This is a genomic window from Coprothermobacter sp., from assembly GCA_013824685.1.
Lineage (GTDB): Bacteria > Caldisericota > Caldisericia > Cryosericales > Cryosericaceae > Cryosericum.
The window spans coordinates 22,417-41,402 of the sequence record PNOG01000012.1 but is presented as its reverse complement, the minus strand read 5'-3'; the positions used below and the strand labels follow the sequence as shown (position 1 = coordinate 41,402).

The following is an 18,986-nucleotide window of genomic DNA, read 5'->3' as shown; positions in this document are numbered from 1 at the left end:
TCCAGTGCCTAGGTCGCAGGGTTACCGCTTCGAGAAGCACCGACTGTGTACTCCACTGAGATGATAGTACTAACATAGTGCTGGTTCTAGAGACTTGGGTAGTACACATCGGGAGGATATCCCCCTGATCGTGGAAGGTGCTATCTTTCCCCCAGTTCCGGTACTGCTGTACTTGAGGACCCATGGTCCCTGTCGTTCGCGGATTGCTCAACAATCCTGCTGAGTATCGACTACTTCGTGGGCAAAGAGGCTCCAACCGAAATCAGAAATCACCTAGGTCCGCATACCGGCGAAACGTGACTTCTATGTCTGTACAATGCTTCATAATCCACCCAAGAGCAGTTCAGCTCAACCCGCCGGCGACGCAAGATGCCCAGTGCGAAAGCCTCGGCACTATTCACACTCGTCTCGTTGCCGCGTCGCACCGCCAGATCCATGCCCTCGTTGAGTGTGCTGACCTTGGTGTGCACCATGGTGCTGCGCGCAGACCATTTGTCCACGCTAGTACGATACGCCAAGTCCCTTCCACAGTCCCTTGTGCAGCTGAATCTCGCCCTTTGCCAGATTCAATGAGGAGGTTGGGTTCCGGTACTTGTAGCGAATGTCGAAATACCCTGGTTTGTCCTCCCGCGGGAAACTGTTTCCGATAGCGCTGCATTCAAACAGGGTCTGCATGATGGATGCAAGGTCGAGGCTGTCGAGTTGTTCTCGTATCGCAAGATCCTTCAGTTCGGAGTATGTGAAATGCCAGTTCCGCAGTGACGAGAAGAGCCTGAAAACAGACTCTATTTGGGCAGGCTGGACATACCCTGCGAGTTCGTCGCGAATCTCGGGCATGAAGTAGCTCCGTGAGTACTCCCGAACCCCTGCTATTACCACATCTTCAGGCAGAAGGCCCTCTCGGTTGCCCGATTTGCCCTGAATGCACGTCAACAATTGTATGAAGTCACGAGGAGTGCATCGAGTCAGATCCAAGAGCCACTGAAGCATTGGTTTGCCACCCAAGGACTTTGGAAGGAAGCTCCTGAAAACGTCATCAACGCGCGGATCTGACATCCTTGTTCTAAGGTTTACGAGATCACCGAGACGGCAGCGCTCTCCCCTGGCAGGGTTATCGTACCAGTCAAGCACAACTGCATCATCCATCCTCATCTTGTTCTTGTTGGCACTAGGCAGTCTGTCAAAAAGCTCTGTGCGACATAGAAGTATGATCTTCGCAGGTGTCTCGGCCGTACGGAACGCGTAGTTGAGGTCACCTACAGCATAGAGTAATCCAGCAAGCGCGTCATATCTCACTTCTGGTTGAGAAAGGACATCATCTAGTCCGTCGAGTATCAGAAGATGGCGCGACTCACTCCGGAATCCCTTCGTAGCATTCTTCAGCATAGCCAAACGGAGCGTCGGCAATTCCGCACCTGGCTCCAGTGCGAACTCCAGAGCTGCCCCAATGCCCAGTGCAACGGTGCCGGCCAGTTTCAGACGCAACCCCCTTGGGCTCCCTGACTTCCGCCCGTCACTATTCTCCGCAAAGAGGCCGGTGCGTGCGAGAGCCCCGGTGACTTCCTGGAAAAGACCGTCATCGCTGTTCTGGCCGCCAGCGTCACGCGCAAATGAGCTAAGCATTGTCCCCAGCAGCAGCCAAGACCAGCCACCCGGATAGCGCTCCTGGGCTACTTCGCTCCCCAACTTGCTCCGAAAGTCCGAATACGGGAAATCCCCGAGGTTGCAGAGCGTCACAAATGTCGACGATGGATCCGAGTCTGCCACCAACCGAAGGTGTTCTGCGACGGCGGTCTTTCCCGAGCCCTTGGGTCCAAGAACCAAGAACCTGTGCCCCTCCAGCAGTTCCTTCCCCAGACCGTGTGAGTCAAGATACCCGTCCAGCAAGAGTTGCGGAAACTGGGTGGCCTCATTTGTGGCATTGGCACAACCGAGAGTAATCTGGTCAAACCTTCTGATCTCTGGCACAAGTCCCTCCATCTATGACGAGGCCAATGTGATTCTAGCCTCGACAGGTTGTAACTGCTACTTACTATGTTACACGCTAGACTACTTCCTGCAAGCATAGACGGTACAAGGTACGGCACGTCACGAATCGAGGCTCAGATCCAGGGTGACGAGCAGGAGTCAGCGACTCAAGGAATCGCAGATTGGATCCGGTTCTTCTAGCAGCTAGATTCGAAGCATGCCATGAACTTTCCGGGGGGGGTCACAATGTCCAACGGACGCACTTCCGACGTCTCTTTCGGTCACTACCAAGGACCCGACGCAGGCTTCGCCGTCCATCCTTGGCTTCCCGGCCATCAGAACAATCCTCGCCGGAGCGGGCGAGGACTCGGAAGTCCTTCTTCGAGAAGCCTAGATCATATACTCCGATGAGATGACTGTAGTAATCGAGTATTGGTTCTAGAGACTTGGGTAGTGAACATCGGGAGGATATCCCCCTGATTGTGGGTGTGGTCATCTCTCCCCAGGTTCTGGTGCCGTAGTATCTGAGGACTCACGGTTGTTGTCGTTCGCGGATTGTTCAACAATCTTGCTGAGTCTGGACAATTCTGCGAGTAGAAGGTTCCAGCCAGGATCCGCCGGGTCTACCATGTGCTTGTTGAACTCAACGATAAGGCGGATGGCTCACAAGCCATCCGCCTCTTTTCGTTAGCGGTTCTTTCTTCGCAGACTTACCTTCAGTGCGAGAGCCGCTGGATGAATTTCCAGGCGCTGTCGACAACGCCATCCCTGTCATAGTCCATGGTCACGACATGGGCTGATCTCTCGAAAACGACCATCTCCTTGTCTGTGGAAGCGGTGTGCTCCAGGATAAACGGGGCACACTCGTGGGGAACGACATGATCATGCATCGAGCGCATGACAAGTAGCGGCTGGACAATGAGTCCCAGGTCCCTGCGGGTGACTCCGAGCAGCTTCACCATCTCATGAGCACCAGTGGTCGGCGTTCTGTCGTATGCGGGTTCGACGACACCGGGCTCCATGACGTCAGACGCAATGGCCGGCGTCGATGCTATCAGGTGCTTGATAACAGGCAGAAAAGGCACACGCTTGTCGGTCATGAAGACAGGCGCGTTGACGGGGATAAGGCCCGCAATCTCTGGATGGTGCTCCGCAAGATACAGAATGAGTGTTCCACCCATCGAGAATCCGGTGACGAAGATCTTCTTGCACCGACTGGCCAGCGACTGATACGCCTGTTCCGCGTCGCGAATCCAGTCTGTGTACCGAACCTTGTTGGCGTCCTGCCACCTCGTCCCATGACCGCTCAGGCGCGGAGCCTCAACGGAGAGCCCTTTCACTGCAAGCTGCTCAGCATAGTAGCGAATGCCCCCGACGGTCCCCGTGAATCCCTGCATGACGAGACAACCAACGCCGTTCGTTCCTTTCGCGCTGAATGGTTTCCCTTCTTCGCGAATGTCCATTTTCCGCCTCCGTTTCGAACGTATGTCGTGCACTCCAAGTCCATTGTCTGCAACCTAGTCCCTGGCGCAATTGCGTGGACGCTGTGGCATCCGGCCCGGTATGCCGCTGCCTTCCGTCAGGTGTTCAGCGAACTGTCCTCTATTCCCAGCGAGGAGCATGCATCAAGATCGATGGCGGCCCGTTCGCCCACCATGACCCGCCGTATCCCGGCGTAGGCAATCATAGCGCCATTGTCGGTGCAATACTTCATGGGTGGAAAGTAGACCCGGAGGTCCCCAGCCTTGGCGAAGCTGTCCCTCAACCGCCTGTTTGCGGCAACACCGCCTACGACGGTGAGGGTACGCGGAGAGAGCTCACGGGCCGCCCGCAGCGACTTGCCTGCAAGATCACCGACAACTGCAGACTCAAAACTTGCCACGACGTCGGGGAGATGCGCTTCGAGTTCCTCTGATGTCAGCGACTTCACGTAGTTGATACCGGCAGTCTTCAGGCCGCTGAAACTGAACTCATACCCTGCCCGGCTGAACATCACTCTCGGAAAGGAATGGTAGGAGGGGTCCCCGGTTGCACCAATCTTCTGGATCGCGGGGCCACCGGGGTACCCGAGTCCCAGATACTTGGCGAACTTGTCCAGCGTCTCCCCTGCCGCATCGTCGCGCGTGGCTCCTAGAACTCGATACTGGAGCCAGCGGTCGGCATAGACCAACTCCGTGTGGCCTCCCGACACAATCAGTGCGAGCAACGGAAAATCGTCGCCCGACAGCGGCTGCAGATCACTTCCCGGATCATGAAGGAACGACGCCATCACGTGGCCCTCCAGATGATTCACCGGGATCAGAGGTTTTCCACTCGCATATGCAAGGCCCTTTGCCGTTTCCACGCCTACGAGAAGAGAACCGATCAACCCAGGCCCGTAGGTGACGGCAATCGCGTCCACGTCCCTGATCCGCATGCCTGCCTGAACAAGAGCCTCATCGACGGACGCGATAATCGTCGCCGTATGTCTGCGAGAGGCAATTTCCGGAACAATGCCGTCATACTTCCGATGGAACGAATCCTGACTCGAGATGACCGACGACAGGACCAGCCCGGTATCGTCTACAACAGCTGCAGCCGTATCGTCGCAGGACGTCTCAATCCCCAGTATGCGCACTGCGCAGCTCCTTTGTCATGAGCAGACCATCTTCCATGTTGTCGGGATAGTACATCGGTCGCAGGCCCGTCACTCCAAAACCCAGTCCCTCATAGAGCTTCTCAGCTGCAACATTGGACCTCCGGACTTCAAGGAATACGCTCTCCATCTTGAGATCCCGTGCCAGGGCAAGCAGAAACAGAACAAGCTGCTTGGCCACACCGCATCCGCGAGAGGAAGGGTGCGTGGCGACATTGACGATGTGCAGCTTTCCTTCCTTGAACCAGCCGCCGATGAATCCGACGATGCGTTTGTCGACCATGGCGACAAAGTATTTCGCATCTGCATTGAACGTAATGTCAACGAAAAAGGTCTCTTTGGGCCACGGCGCCGCATAAGACGCTTCCTCGATCTCCCAGATAGCCTTGAGATCCCGGACACTCGCCGCCCGGACCACGATTGATCGTGCGGGCGTCACAACGCCGCCTTCGGGTGATCGAACAATTCCTCCGTGCTACGGAGGTACAGCGGCTCAAGGGTGAATGGGTCTTCACTGTGTGCGCCCGCCGAAGCCGCAAGGATGCCGGTGCAGGTCGGATGCACATCGAATGACCACACCACGTTCTCTCGTTCGTGCGGGCGCTGGATCTCCGGAACTGCCGTCTGCGAGAAAGCACAGGCGGCAAACCCACCCACCTCTCGAACAGCATCAAAGGCTCCTGGTCCCATGCACACTGCATCCGCTTGAGACACGACTGCTCCATCACGGACGGCAAACTCCTGCACGTAGAACTCGTGACGCCGAGCATCCAGAAGTGCCCACACGGGACCGCCAGTCACGTGTGCTGTGCTCGTCAGGAAGCCGCTCCAGGCTACCGCTTCCAGCGTAGTGACAGAGACGAGCGAGCAGGGAGTGGCATAGGCGATTGCCTTGGCAATGCTTGCGCCGACCCGCGACCCCGTAAAGGTTCCAGGACCCTTGACCAGCACGATGCCCCTCACGTCATCGAGCGTGCATCCTGCCTTCACAAGGACCCGGTCAACAGCAGCCAACACGGCATTGGACGCAGTCGCCAACTGCAGTGAGGCCTGCGCCAGTACTTCGTCTCCCCGCGCAATGCCAACAATGCCGGAAACAGTGGCCGTGTTAATGAGAAGAAGCGCCTGTCTCGACACCGAAACACCTCGCAATGATGGAAGGCTGGTAGAAATCGCGCAGAACAATGCGTCTGACCTCTTCGCCCAGGACTTCGAAGTGGACCTCAATACGCTCGTACATCTCGAGGAGTCTTCCCGACCGTTCAGCCCACTCGATGACCGTCACACCGCGCTTTTCCAGTTCTTCCTCGAAGCCCATTTCGACCAGTTGCCGAGGATCCTCGATGCGATAGAGGTCAAAATGCCTCACCGGTTCCTTGCCCAGATAGTTCCGCTCCAAGACGAAGGTGGGGCTGGCGACGCTTGTCCGATCGACGCCAAGCGCTGCCGAGAGAGCACATGTGAGAACCGTCTTGCCGGCGCCCAGGGGTCCCACGAGTCCAACGACCAGTGAGTCACGGTTCCCCTGTGCAATCGTCTCCAGAAGACAGCTCCCAAGCAGAATGCCAATGCCCTCAGTAGACTGGCGGCATCGGCTCAGGAATGGTACCTCTATGCAAGTTTCGTAGGTCATGTCCGGGTAGTCATCTTAGCAGGAACCCCGCTTTTGTACAACACTGATGTGGTATTCCGTTTGCTCTCTCCAACCCGAAGTTCGGAGGCACGGCGCCAGACCCTTCCGATACTTGACAGCACACCATGCCCTCCTATAATTGCTTGGCACTCATACAAAGAGAGTGCTAATCCATCCAGATCTTATAGTACAGGAGGTACGACAATATGGCAAAGCTGGTACCAATCGGTGATCACGTCGTCATTAAGGTGGAAAAGGTCGAAGAGACCATGAAGAGTGGCATCGTTCTGCCTGACAGCGCCAAGGAGAAACCTCAGCAGGGCACCATCGTGGCCGTTGGCTCCGGCGTCATGCTGGACAACGGCACCAGGATTCCCCTTGAGGTCAAGCAAGGCGACAAGGTTTTCTATTCCAAGTATAGCGGCAACGAAATCAAACTCGACGACGAAGAGTACGTTGTGCTGTCTCAGCATGACATCCTCGCCATCGTCAAGTAAGGAGGAATGACTATGGATGCAAAACAGATCATCTTCAATGAGGAAGCATACGAAAAGATTCGCACTGGCGTCGACAAGCTCGCCAATACGGTCAAGGTGACGCTAGGGCCAAAGGGCCGCCACGTTGCACTCGAGAAGAAGTTCGGTTCGCCGGTTCTGTCCGACGACGGCGTCAACATCGCCAAGGAAATCGAACTCCAGGACCCGAACGAGAACATCGGCGCGCAGCTCGTCAGGGAAATTGCCCAGAAGACTGAGGACCAGGCCGGTGACGGTACAACCACAGCTACTGTCCTTGCCCAGATCATGATTCAGGAAGGCATCAAGAACGTCACTGCCGGCGCAGACTCCGTCGCACTCAAGGCTGGTATGGACAAAGCGACGACCGCTGTTCTCGAAGAGCTCAAGAAGCTGTCTCGCCAGGTCAAGACACGTGAAGAGAAGGCACAGGTTGCCACTGTCTCATCGAAGCTGCCCGCCGTCGGTGAGGCAATTGCGGACGCCATGGAAAAGGTCGGCAAGGACGGCGTCATCAGCGTGGAAGAGTCTCAGGGTCTCGATATGAAGGTTGAGACCGTCGAGGGTATGCAGTTCGACCGCGGTTACATCTCGCCGTACCTCGTGACTGATCCCGAGCGAATGGAAGTCGTGCTGAAGACTCCTCTCATCTTCATCACTGACAAGAAAGTCACGTCCATCCAGGAGTTTCTGCCCGTACTGGAGAAGCTCTCCCAGAAAGGCCGTCCATTCCTGCTCGTCGCCGACGACATCACGGGTGAAGCGCTCGCGACCATCGTCCTCAACAAGGTGCGTGGCACGTTCTCATGCGTCGCCGTTAAGGCACCCGGCTTTGGCGACAGGCGCAAGGCCATGCTGGAGGACATCGCCATCCTCACCGGCGGCAAGGTCCTCAGCGAAGACCTCGGCCTCACCTTCGAGAAGGTCACCGAAGACATGTTTGGCTCTGCTGACGAAGTCAAGGTCGACAAGGACAACACGACCATCGTTGGCGGCAAGGGAGCCAAGGAAGAGATCAAGTCCCGCATCGGCCAGCTCCGCAAGCAGGTCGAGGAGACCAAGTCGGACTACGACAAGGAAAAGCTTCAGGAGCGCCTGGCAAAGCTTGCCGGTGGCGTCGCCATCATCAAAGTCGGCGCACCCACCGAGACAGCCATGAAGGAGCTCAAGCACAGAGTCGAGGACGCCGTCAATGCTACCAAGGCAGCCGTGGCAGAAGGCATCATCATCGGTGGCGGTGCAGCTCTGGTGAAGGCAGGAAGGGCCATCGACGGACTCAAGCTCACCGGTGACGAGAAGACCGGCGCCGAGATCATCCGCAGGTCACTTCGTGAGCCGCTCAGAATCATCGCAGACAACTCTGGCTATGAGGGCGTCATCGCAGTCCAGAAGGTTCTCGAAGGCGACGACAACCTCGGATTCAACTCCCTGGGCAACAAGTTCGAGGACCTCTTCAAGAGCGGCATCGTTGACCCGCTCAAGGTCACACGCCTCGCGCTGTTGAACGCAGAAAGCATCGCAAGCCTGCTCCTCTCGACGGCGGCCATGGTCACAACCGTGCCGAAGTCGGAGGGTTCGGCACCTGCTGCTCCGGCTTACCCCGACTACTAGAACTCTGCTTCACTGTTTGTCTTCCAACAGGACCCCGGCCACCAGGCCGGGGTCCTTGCATGCCTCAGGACGGATGTGCCTCGACTCAAGTGCCGATCGTCATTCCCAGAATATGTGAAGACACCTTGAAAATAGCGGCAACTGTGCTACAAATATGCTTAGGCTGAACAATGGCTAATTCTTTTTCGGGAGGAAGAGAGGATGAAGAAGCTGCTATTAGTATTGCTGTCGTTCATGTTCGTCGCAGTTGCATTCACGGGCTGCAAGAAGACCACGCCGCCCACGGACACTGGCGCCAAGTTTCACATCGGTGTCGTCACCGGTACGGTTTCCCAGTCTGAAGACGATCTGCGCGGAGCCGAACGCCTCGTGCAGGAGTACGGTGATGCGGCCGATGGCGGCATCATCACGACCCTGACCTATCCAGACAACTTCACGTCTGAACAGGAAACAACGATCGCTCAGATCGTCGGCCTTGCCGACGACCCACTTATGAAGGCTATCGTCGTCAACCAGGCAGTCCCGGGTACCGCTGAAGCGTTCAAGCGCGTACGCGAGAAGAGATCAGACATTCTCCTGTTTGCCGGCGAACCGCATGAGGACCCCAACGTCATCGAAGCAGCAGCCGATCAGTCTGTCAGCGCCGACAACGTCGCACGCGGCTACCTCATCATCTGGGCGGCCAAGCAGATGGGCGCCAAGACGTTCGTGCACGTCTCCTTCCCACGCCACATGAGCTACGAACTGCTGAGCCGCAGGCGCTACATCATGGAAGAGGCTTGCAAGGACCTCGGCCTCAAGTTCGTCTTCGAGACAGCCCCCGATCCTACCAGCGATGTCGGTATGGCGGGCGCCCAGCAGTTCATGCTCGAATGGACTCCCGCCTGGATACAGAAGTACGGCAAGGACACCGCGTTCTTCTGCACCAACGACGGAGAAACGGAACCGATGCTCAAGCAGATCATGAAGTACGGTGGCCTGTTTGTCGAAGCTGACCTTCCGTCGCCGCTTATGGGTTATCCGGGAGCACTCGGCATCGACCTCAAGGCTGAGCAGGGCGATTGGCCGGCCATCCTCAAGAAGGTCGGAGACGCTGTCATCGCTCAGGGCGGCTCGGGTCGCTTCGGCACGTGGGCTTTCTCCTATGGCTATACCACGACTGCCGGTCTCGGTGAGTACGCCAAGCGCTGCATCGAGGGCACAGCCAAATTGGGCAACAATGCAGACCTGTTCGCGTCCTATGCCAAGTACACGCCCGGCGTAGCCTGGAACGGGTCCAACTACAAGGACCTGAACAGCGGGACAACAGCGTCCAACCACGTCCTTGTGTATCAGGACACGTACGTCTTCGGCAAGGGGTATCTTGGAACGACGAAACAGGTCGTTCCGGAGAAGTACCTCACGTTCAAAGCTCCAGGAGCATAGGCTCGAAACGATCGTCAGGTGCCGGGGCACACAGCCCCGGCACTGTTTTTGGTTCAGAGCGCAGCAGTAACGGCCAACAGGAAACTCATGATTCGTTGCGGCAGTGCGCAGTTATGAAAAGAGTGAAACTGCGTGTCTGGAGCACTTGTTTGTCTGTCGCCGTGCCGTCCCGGATACGGCGCATCAGGTATCGTCAATCCCTGCCCGCCAATACCTGATGTGCGAAGCTCATCCGGGCTGGTCTCCAGCAAACGGCTGACGGCAATCCAGCACAGCATCTCACGGCGATCAATTTCTGAGAGGTGGTACAGGTGACCGAACAACAGCCGTTGCTGCACATGCAGGGCATTACCAAGGAGTATTTCGGAAACAGGGTTCTGACCGACGTCTGCCTCGACGTCAACCGCGGCGAGGTCCTCGGCCTTGTCGGGGAAAACGGAGCCGGCAAGTCGACCCTCATGAACATCCTGTTCGGTATGAGCGTCATCGGTCAGACTGGAGGCTATGCCGGCACGATCTGCATCGATGGAAAAGAGGTCATCTTTCAGAACCCCTTCGATGCTCTCAAGGCAGGCATTGGCATGGTTCACCAGGAGTTCTCGCTGATCCCGGGGTTCACCGCCACCGAGAATATCCTTCTCAACGGTGAGATTCTGCAGGACAACATCGTGACGAAGGTTTTTGGCCCGCGCCTGAAGACGCTGGACCTCCCGGAAATGCGTGCCATCGCGGAGAAATCCATCGAGCTTCTGGGCGTCGATATCAGCCCGGACACGCTGGTTTCCGAAATGCCCGTCGGTCACAAGCAGTTCACTGAACTCGCCCGCGAGATCCATCGCCCCGAGATGAAGCTGCTCGTGCTCGATGAGCCGACGGCAGTCCTGACGGAGTCCGAGGCACAGGTCCTTCTGACTTCACTCCGCAGACTGGCCGCTACTGGAATTGCCATCATCTTTATCACGCACCGCCTCCAGGAGATCCTCGACATATGCGACAGGATCGTTATCCTGCGGGACGGACAAGTCGTGAAAGAGGTGGCCACCGGCGACACCGACATCGGTCAGATCGCCGAACTCATGGTAGGACGCAGCGTTGGAGCGAAGTCGGCCTCGACGAGTGGCTACGACAAGGACACGGAAACGATTGTCTCCCTGGACCACCTGTGGGTCGACATGCCGGGCGAGACCGTGAGAGACGTGACGCTGGAAATCCACAAGGGCGAAATCTTCGGCATCGGCGGGCTGGCGGGACAGGGCAAGCTGGGCATCCCGAACGGCATCATGGGGTTGTACCCCGCGGGAGGGGCCGTCACTCTGCACAGCAAGCCAATTCGCCTCAATGACCCCGCGGCAGCCCTGGCTGCCGGAATGGCGTTTGTGTCCGAGGACCGTCGAGGCGTCGGCCTGCTGCTTGAGGAAGCGCTGGACTGGAACATCGCCTTCACCGCCATGCAGGCACAGAACAAGTTCCTGCGGCCTCTCCTGGGTGGACTCATCCAATGGCGCGACGACAAGGCCATCCAGAATGTTGCCCTGGAGTACATCAAGGCCCTGGACATCAAATGCACGGGAACGGACCAGCGAGCCGAGGAGCTGTCAGGCGGCAACCAGCAGAAGATCTGCCTCGCCAAGGCCTTTGCAGTGCAGCCCGACGTCCTGTTCGTTTCGGAGCCGACACGCGGCATCGACGTCGGTGCCAAGTCGCTCGTGCTGGAATCGCTTCGCACCTACAACCGAAAGAACGGCACAACCATTATCATGGTCTCGTCCGAGCTGGAGGAGCTGCGGTCCATCTGCGACCGCATCGCCATCGTCGATGAAGGCCGCATCGCCGGTATCCTGCCACCATCCGCAACGGCCAAGGAATTTGGTCTCCTGATGATCGGAAAACTCAAGAACGAAGAAAACACGGTGGAGAGCCATGAATAGGATCCGGGCATTCGTCGACAAAGCTGGCTGGCCCCGCATCATCATCGCCATGCTGCTCCTGTCATTGTTCATTGTGGCGCCGTCTGTGGGTGTCCGGGTCGATCAGTCGATGACCAACACCATCGTACGTTTTGGCATGAACGGCATCCTGGTCCTCGGGATGGTTCCCATGGTTCAGACTGGTTGTGGACTCAATTTTGGCCTTCCTCTCGGCATCATCGCCGGGTTGCTGGGAGCGACAATCAGCATCGAGCTCGGTCTCACCGGCCTTGCCGGATTTGCCGGCGCCATCGGCTTTGCAGCTCCGTTCGCCCTGCTCTTCGGTTGGAGCTATGGCAAGCTCCTCAATCGGGTCAAGGGCAATGAAATGATGATTGCAACTTACGTAGGCTTCTCGTCAGTCTCGTTCATGTGCATGATGTGGATGCTGCTCCCCTACCGGAGTCCAAAGATGATCTGGGGCTACGGTGGCAGTGGACTGCGCACGACGATCTCTCTCGAGGGTTTCTGGATCCACATCCTGGACAACTTCCTGACCATCAGGATAGGCCCTAACTTCATGTTCCCGACCGGCATGATCCTGTTCTTCGTCTTCATGGCCTGGATCATGTGGGCGTTCTTTCACACGAAGACCGGCACGGCGATGACCGCTGTCGGTTCAAACCCGGACTATGCACGTGCCGCAGGCATCAACGTCGACAAGATGAGGACCATCGCGGTCATCATGTCGACCGTCTACGGTGCCATTGGCATTCTGGTCTTTCAGCAGAGCTTTGGGTTCATCCAGCTCTACAACGGGCCGTTCTTCATGGCACTTCCCGCTGTCGCCGCGATTCTCATTGGGGGTGCCAGCGTCAACAAGGCCAACATCACGAATGTCGTCATCGGCACCATTCTCTTCCAGGGACTCCTGACCATGACTCCATCCGTCATCAACAGTGCCATTCAATCTGATCTGTCCGAGGTTGTGCGTATCATCATCTCAAACGGAATGATCGTCTACGCACTCACCCGAGTGACCAGAAAGTCCAGGTGATACCATGACAAAGAAAACCGGATTCAACGATGCCATATCGCGTGTCTTCATCGGCAACGTCGTTCCCATCATGTTCATCGTCCTGATTGCGTTCGCGACTCCGCTATCCGGATTCTCGACCGGCTACCTGGTCCAGGAGATGGTGACACGACTGGGACGAAACTCTTTCCTCGTCCTCTCACTGCTTCTCCCGATCATGGCAGGCATGGGGCTCAACTTCGGTATCGTGCTTGGAGCCATGTCCGGCCAGATCGGGATCATTCTCGTCACAAACTGGGGCATTTCCGGCGTCAGCGGCCTGTTCCTGGCCATGGCAATCGCCACTCCTCTGGCGGCACTCATGGGCTGGCTTGCCGGCATCGTGCTCAACCGCGCCAAGGGCCGAGAGATGGTCACGTCCCTGATCCTCGGATTCTTCATCAACGGCGTGTATCAGCTGGTCGTCCTGTACATTATGGGCAAGATCATCCCGATCAAGAATTCCGCCCTTGTTCTCTCGCGCGGATACGGAATCCGCAACGCCATCGATCTCAAGGGAATGCGCCAGAGTCTCGACAAGCTCATTCCGCTTAAGATTGGGGATATCTCGGTTCCGGTGGCCACCTTCATCCTCATCGGCCTGCTGTGTCTGTTCATCTGGTGGTTTGGCAAGACCAAGCTGGGACACGATATGCGTGCCGTAGGCCAGGACATGGCTGTCGCCGAGGATTCAGGCATCAAGGTCGAGAGAACACGCATCATCGCGATCATCCTCTCGACCATCCTCGCCTGCTACGGCCAGATCATCTTCCTCCAGAACATCGGCACGCTGAACACCTACAATAGCCACGATCAGACGGCCACCTTCGCCGTTGCGGCGCTGCTGATAGGTGGAGCCAGTGTGGCCCGCGCTTCCATCCCCAACGTGTTCGTCGGGGTCGTCCTGTTTCACCTGATGTTCGTGGTTGCTCCCATGGCAGGCAAGCAACTGATGGGGTCAGCGATGATAGGCGAGTATTTCAGGGTCTTTGTGTCATACGGCATCATCGCCCTGTCTATCGTCCTATACGCCTGGAGACACCTCAAGGAACGCGAGCGGGCAAGACGCTCTCTGCGCGGGGCAAAGGAATCGTAGCACACTCCCTCCAACCAGGCTCTTGAAGATGGCTGTCGGCAATCACCGGCAGCCATCGTGCTATCGAAGACGACAAGCGCTGAGACCAAACGACAGAAACCGTGAGCCCCACGTTGTTGCACCACCGTTGCAGACTCCTACAATGCTTGAGATGGATGGAGGTGTCAGAATGAGCGGACTGATACGACTGGATGACACATGGGCTCTTGATCACATCGATGCCGAGGCAATCGACGGAGGAATGAGAGAGGCGGCACTGCAGCTTCAGCTCCTCGTCGACAGGAAGGGTGCCGGATCCGAGTATACCGGATGGCTCGACCTGCCCGTCGACGCTCCTGACAGTGTCGTGGCCAGGATCGAGCATGTCGCCGCCGGGCTTCGCGAACAATCTGATACTGTCGTTGTCTGTGGTATCGGAGGCTCCTATCTGGGGGCTCGAGCGGGCCTGGAATTCCTTGCCGGCATGCCGTCCCGCTCGGCGACCGACAGGCTGCCCGACATCTTCTTCGCCGGCAACAGCCTCAGTTCATGGCAATTCCGTAAGCTGCTGGACAACCTTGCGGGCCGCCGCTTCTCCGTCGTCGTCATTTCGAAATCCGGCACGACGCTTGAGACTGCGGTTGCTTTCCACGTCCTGAAAACAGAACTGGCTCGACGGTTCGGCACAGCAGAGGCCCGCACGCGCATCGTGGCCGTAACGGACTCGGAGCATGGAGCCCTGCGCAGCCTTGCGGGGGACGAGGGCTTGGTCACATTCGACCTGCCTCGCGATGTCGGGGGACGCTATTCGGTACTCACTCCGGTCGGTCTCCTTCCGTTCGCGATCGCCGGCCTCGATATTCGCTCGATGTTGCAGGGCGCGGCAGAACAGCGCACTGCCAGCCTCGGTTCACCGGCAGCGACCAACGACGCTCTTCACTACGCTGTTGCCCGACGCCTTCTGAACACGAGGGGAAGGAGTATCGAACTGCTGGCAACGTTCGAGCCCTGCCTCCACTTCGTCGGCGAATGGTGGAAACAACTGTTCGGCGAGAGTGAGGGCAAGGACGGCAAAGGGATCTTCCCGGCGTCGGCGGAATTCACAACCGATCTTCACTCGCTTGGACAGTTTGTCCAGGAAGGAACTCGCTCCCTCTTCGAGACGGTCGTCGATGTACCCGCCCCAGCCGACGTTACGTTCCTCTGCGATCCGGACTCGCCAGACGGGCTCGCTTATCTCAACGGCCGGGGCCTGTCTGCCATGAATCACGATGCCAGGACCGGCACACTTCTTGCTCACCACGATGGCGGCGTTCCCGTGCTTCAGCTGACCATGCCCGATGTCTCAGAACGCAGCTTCGGCGCCGCTGTGTACTTCTTCGAGGTCGCCTGTGCAGTAGGAGGCTACATGCTTGGCATCAACCCCTTCGACCAGCCTGGCGTAGAAGCGTACAAACGCAACATGTTCGCCCTCCTGGCCAAGCCGGGCACAGAGCTCGAAGCCGCGGACATCCGTTTGCGTCTTGCCGGGCACAACTGACCAGGATCGAGCAGGACTCCCCCGCAGAAACGGTCGTGGAGGGACGCCTCCATCAGCGCCAGACGAGCTCACATCGAGTAGACAGTCTGTCCTTTGAGAAGCTGATCCGCGAGCAGAGCGGCTCCAACGGCAGCGGCGGCGTTCCTGTAGTGTGCCATCGCAAACTCGATACCCTCAAACAGGAGCGGTAGAGAACCCCGCTGAGCAGCGCTCTTCATTTCGTCCATCAGCAGCCCTGATTCGGCAACTCCGCCACCGAGCACGACCATGTCGGGGTCAAGTGTGTTGATCAGTGCCGCTGCCGCTCGGCCGAGGTAGCGGGCCGCTCGCTTGAAGGCCTGCTGCGCCAGGAGATCTCCATTGTGAGCAAAGTCGGCGATTGTCCGGGCCGAGTTTGTATCTTCCATCGTCATGAGGCTCTTCGACCCTCGAGCCAGCGCACTTCTGACATACCGCTCGATGCCGGTCCCGGAAGCGATGGTCTCCAGACAACCATGCCGGCCGCAGCCACACAGCAGGCCCCGGTCGACCATGGGAAGGTGTCCTATCTCGCCTGCAAAACCGTGGCGCCCAACATACAGATGCCCGTCCACGATGAGCGCTCCTCCAACACCGGTTCCGACAGAAAACATGACGACGTTCCGGCGGCCGACGGCGACCCCGCTGACCCACTCGGCGAAGAGCGCGCAATTGGCATCGTTTTCCAGGTACGCTGGGGCACCTGTGGCCCCACTGACGATATCCACAATTGCCACATCTCGTACGCCGGGCATATTGGGAGGGAACAGCAGCACGCCACGCTTCTGGTCGACCATGCCGGCACACCCGATACCAGTACCCATGATGGCAGTTCCTGCATCTGTCGCCCGGAGGCGGAGATCGCCCATTCCTTTCAGAATAAGCTCTGAAAACTCACGGCTTGACCGGGCAGCATACGGCCGTTCCACCCTGTATGCGATGGCAGCCCCCGACCAGAGGATGAACGTGACCTTCGTCCCACCTATGTCCACCCCGGCCACAGTGCGCGCCGCCACTTTTGATGTTTTCATATTGCCAACCTCTCAATCAATTTTGTACGCAACGTTACTATTCATGATATTGTACGATTGCAGCAGGAGCTGTCAAGCTGTCGAACAGGCTCCTCAGTGACGGCGTTCCTCTCGAACGGTCAGGAAATCATACGGGTTCTCGAGGAAGTCGTCCAGCACGACCGTCATGGCCCCAAGAAGAGTGCTGTTTTCGGACAGGGAGGACAATGTGATAGACACCTGATCGGCGACGTGGTAATAGCAACGCTCGGTGATGATGCGTTTCATGGGCTCCAGAATCGGGGCTCCCAGGGCCGCTACCTGACCCGTGACGACGATACGCTGAGGAGCAAGAAGATTCACCAGATTGACGATGGCGTATCCGATGAGCTCTCCCTTCTCTTTCAGAACTCCGAGCACCTTGGCGTCTCCCTCGGTGCCCAGCTGCTGAAGCTCCGCAAACGACAGCTGCCGACCGATCTGAGTGGAAGCGTCTTCGAGAATGCCGCGCAGTCCCGCATACAATTCAACACATCCACGGTTTCCACAGTCGCACCACTTTCCATGACGGCGGTCGACCGACGTATGGCCAATTTCGCCCGAGACTCCGAAGTTGCCCGTGTACAAGCGCCCCCCGGCAATGATGCCGGCGCCGATACCATACCCAAGATGTACCAGCACAAAATCAGAGGTATCACGACCTTGGCCGAAGAACTTCTCGGCAACGGCTTCAGCGTTTGCATCATTGATAACGAACGTTGGAAAACCGAAACGCGTCTGCAGCAGCTGCCGGACCTGGAGGTTGCGGATTGACGGAAAGTTCGGAACACTGATGACGACGCCCGCCTCAGAGTTGATGAGGCCTGGCGCGGAGAAGCCCACCCCGATAACCTTGACGCCCCGGTGACGGTTCAGCAGTTCCTGAACGGTCTCCAGCACTCTCTCGAACTCCGTCTTGATCGAGCCCTTGGGATCGATGGTCCGCTCGGTATGGTCGAGAATGCCACCACCCAAGTCCATGAGTGCAGTACGGACATGCGCCCACGAGAAATCGATGGCCACAATGTACCGCGACCTCCCGTTGAAATGCAGCACGACGGGTTTGCGCCCTACGCCCACGCTCACTCCCGGCGATTCGGTGACGACGCTCTGCTCGACAAGAAAGGAAACGATACGCGAGACCGTCGGAGCGGTCAGCCCCGTAAGTCGGACCAGATCCGCCCGCGAAATGTCGTTTGTCCCGTGAACGGTCCGGAGGATACTGGAGGTATTCTCCGCCTTGATACTGGTCTGATTCTTGCCGATGTGTTTGCCTGCCCTTGGTTTTGTGGCCATGACATCTCCTCGTTGCAGCAATATGCGCGGACCTTTACCAAGAGCCAGTATAGCAGCAATCACATGAGAGCCGTATCGGCGCCAGCCAGCCCTTCTTCGTCTGACGCAACACCCCTACGCTTGTCTCCAAGCGACTCGTGTGAACTGCACGCACGCTTGTAACCAAGGCGAATCAACGTACAATTCATATGATAATCGCCGGATTGACACTGAACGAGGAGCAGCACATGCCAAGCACGCTAGACGAAGTCCGTACGGCCCTGGAGAAGCGGCTGACTGCCGCTTGCGATGCTCAGGACGTTCGAAATGCACAGATTGAGTACCTGGGAAAGAAGGGCACGGTCACGGCGTTGCTCAAAGATATCTCGGGTCTGGCCGAGGACCAGCGCAGACAGTTCGGCGAGCAAGTCAACGCACTCAAGCAATGGGCGGTGCAAGCCTTTGAGCAGAGACTGTCCGATCTGTCTTCCGTGACGCGCAGGTACGACATCGACTTCTCTCTGCCGGGGCAGCTCATGCCTGCCGGCAAGAAGCATATCCTCACGCAAGTGGAGGAAGAGGTCGAATCCGTCTTCCTTTCCATGGGATTCGACATAGAAGAGGGTCCGGAAATCGAGCAGGAATACTACAATTTCGAGGCACTCAACATCCCCGCAGACCACCCCGCGCGCGACATGCAGGACACGTTCTACCTGGCGCCCGGCATGCTTCTGCGTACGCATACATCGCCCATTCAGGTCCGGACGATGAAACGCGAAAAACCGCCCATACGAATGATTGCCACCGGCAGATGTTATCGCCGCGACGCGGTGGATGCAAGCCACACCCCCGTGTTCACGCAGGTCGAGGGCCTGGTCATCGACAAGGGCATTACGTTCGCCGATTTGAAGGGAGTACTCCAGGAATTCGTGAGAGGAGTCTTCGGCTCCTCCACCAACGTCAAGCTCCTTCCCTCATTCTTCCCATTTGTCGAACCAGGCGCTGAGACCGCAATCTCCTGTCCCATCTGTGGCGGCAAGGGCTGCCCGACCTGCAAGGGCTCCGGATGGATCGAGATGGGCGGCTCAGGCATGGTCCACCAGAACGTGTTGCGGGAGGTTGGATACGATACCAGCATCTACCAGGGATTTGCGTTTGGGTGGGGCATCGAGCGGATAGCAATGATCAAGTACGGCATTCGTGACATTCGCATGTTCTACGACAACGACCTGGATTTCCTGGGTCAGTTCTGAGGTGACT

16 protein-coding genes are annotated in these 18,986 nt (G+C 57.6%); 8 read left to right on the top strand and 8 right to left on the bottom strand.

Annotated features, from left to right (window positions below):
* Positions 1-501: 501 nt before the first annotated feature.
* The 6 genes from C0398_04360 to C0398_04335 form a co-directional block, all read right to left on the bottom strand.
* The gene (locus tag C0398_04360) at positions 502-1,968 is read right to left on the bottom strand and encodes a hypothetical protein (GenBank protein MBA4365226.1); all 1,467 of its coding nucleotides are present in this window, start codon (positions 1,966-1,968) and stop codon (positions 502-504) included.
* A gap of 716 nt (positions 1,969-2,684) precedes the next feature.
* The gene (locus tag C0398_04355; protein MBA4365225.1) at positions 2,685-3,431 is read right to left on the bottom strand and encodes an esterase; all 747 of its coding nucleotides are present in this window, start codon (positions 3,429-3,431) and stop codon (positions 2,685-2,687) included.
* 116 nt (positions 3,432-3,547) lie between these two features.
* Complete coding sequence (gene tsaD, locus C0398_04350; GenBank protein ID MBA4365224.1) at positions 3,548-4,585, bottom strand: tRNA (adenosine(37)-N6)-threonylcarbamoyltransferase complex transferase subunit TsaD; 1,038 nt, start codon at positions 4,583-4,585, stop codon at positions 3,548-3,550.
* Entirely contained in the window at positions 4,566-5,069 is a 504-nt protein-coding gene (gene rimI / locus C0398_04345) for a ribosomal-protein-alanine N-acetyltransferase (GenBank protein ID MBA4365223.1), read from the bottom strand. The genes tsaD and rimI overlap by 20 nt, the downstream gene beginning before the upstream one ends.
* Positions 5,039-5,869 carry a tRNA (adenosine(37)-N6)-threonylcarbamoyltransferase complex dimerization subunit type 1 TsaB gene (tsaB, locus tag C0398_04340; GenBank protein ID MBA4365222.1) on the bottom strand — a complete coding sequence of 277 codons (831 nt, stop codon included), beginning with the start codon at positions 5,867-5,869 and terminating at the stop codon, positions 5,039-5,041. The genes rimI and tsaB overlap by 31 nt, the downstream gene beginning before the upstream one ends.
* Positions 5,712-6,236 carry a tRNA (adenosine(37)-N6)-threonylcarbamoyltransferase complex ATPase subunit type 1 TsaE gene (locus C0398_04335; GenBank protein MBA4365221.1) on the bottom strand — a complete coding sequence of 175 codons (525 nt, stop codon included), beginning with the start codon at positions 6,234-6,236 and terminating at the stop codon, positions 5,712-5,714. The genes tsaB and C0398_04335 overlap by 158 nt, the downstream gene beginning before the upstream one ends.
* 206 nt (positions 6,237-6,442) lie before the next feature.
* Here C0398_04335 and C0398_04330 point away from each other — a divergent pair, with 206 nt between their 5' ends.
* The 7 genes from C0398_04330 (at position 6,443) to C0398_04300 (ending at position 15,384) form a co-directional block, all read left to right on the top strand.
* Positions 6,443-6,733 (top strand): co-chaperone GroES, encoded by a 291-nt coding sequence (locus tag C0398_04330; protein ID MBA4365220.1) that lies wholly within the window; start codon positions 6,443-6,445, stop codon positions 6,731-6,733.
* A gap of 12 nt (positions 6,734-6,745) precedes the next feature.
* Positions 6,746-8,362, top strand: a complete 1,617-nt coding sequence (gene groL, locus C0398_04325; GenBank protein ID MBA4365219.1) for a chaperonin GroEL — start codon at positions 6,746-6,748, stop codon at positions 8,360-8,362.
* A 201-nt stretch (positions 8,363-8,563) separates the two neighbouring features.
* The gene (locus C0398_04320) at positions 8,564-9,787 is read left to right on the top strand and encodes a hypothetical protein (protein ID MBA4365218.1); all 1,224 of its coding nucleotides are present in this window, start codon (positions 8,564-8,566) and stop codon (positions 9,785-9,787) included.
* Between the two features lie 311 nt (positions 9,788-10,098).
* Positions 10,099-11,715: a sugar ABC transporter ATP-binding protein gene (locus C0398_04315; protein MBA4365217.1), complete on the top strand. Its 1,617-nt coding sequence runs from the start codon at positions 10,099-10,101 to the stop codon at positions 11,713-11,715.
* On the top strand, positions 11,708-12,751 hold the full coding sequence (locus tag C0398_04310) for an ABC transporter (protein MBA4365216.1): 1,044 nt from the start codon (positions 11,708-11,710) through the stop codon (positions 12,749-12,751). The genes C0398_04315 and C0398_04310 overlap by 8 nt, the downstream gene beginning before the upstream one ends.
* Before the next feature lie 4 nt (positions 12,752-12,755).
* A complete protein-coding gene (locus tag C0398_04305; protein ID MBA4365215.1) occupies positions 12,756-13,865 on the top strand; it encodes an ABC transporter permease in 1,110 nt (369 codons plus the stop codon).
* A 169-nt stretch (positions 13,866-14,034) separates the two neighbouring features.
* Positions 14,035-15,384, top strand: coding sequence for a glucose-6-phosphate isomerase (locus tag C0398_04300; protein ID MBA4365214.1), 1,350 nt, complete (start codon positions 14,035-14,037; stop codon positions 15,382-15,384).
* A 68-nt stretch (positions 15,385-15,452) separates the two neighbouring features.
* On the opposite strand, the gene C0398_04295 is transcribed toward C0398_04300, so the two are convergent.
* Both C0398_04295 and C0398_04290 read right to left on the bottom strand, forming a co-directional pair.
* Entirely contained in the window at positions 15,453-16,433 is a 981-nt protein-coding gene (locus C0398_04295; protein MBA4365213.1) for a hypothetical protein, read from the bottom strand.
* A gap of 93 nt (positions 16,434-16,526) precedes the next feature.
* Entirely contained in the window at positions 16,527-17,747 is a 1,221-nt protein-coding gene (locus C0398_04290; GenBank protein ID MBA4365212.1) for a hypothetical protein, read from the bottom strand.
* A gap of 227 nt (positions 17,748-17,974) precedes the next feature.
* On the opposite strand from C0398_04290, the gene C0398_04285 reads away from it, so the two are divergent.
* Complete coding sequence (locus C0398_04285; GenBank protein ID MBA4365211.1) at positions 17,975-18,979, top strand: phenylalanine--tRNA ligase subunit alpha; 1,005 nt, start codon at positions 17,975-17,977, stop codon at positions 18,977-18,979.
* Positions 18,980-18,986 lie beyond the last annotated feature (7 nt).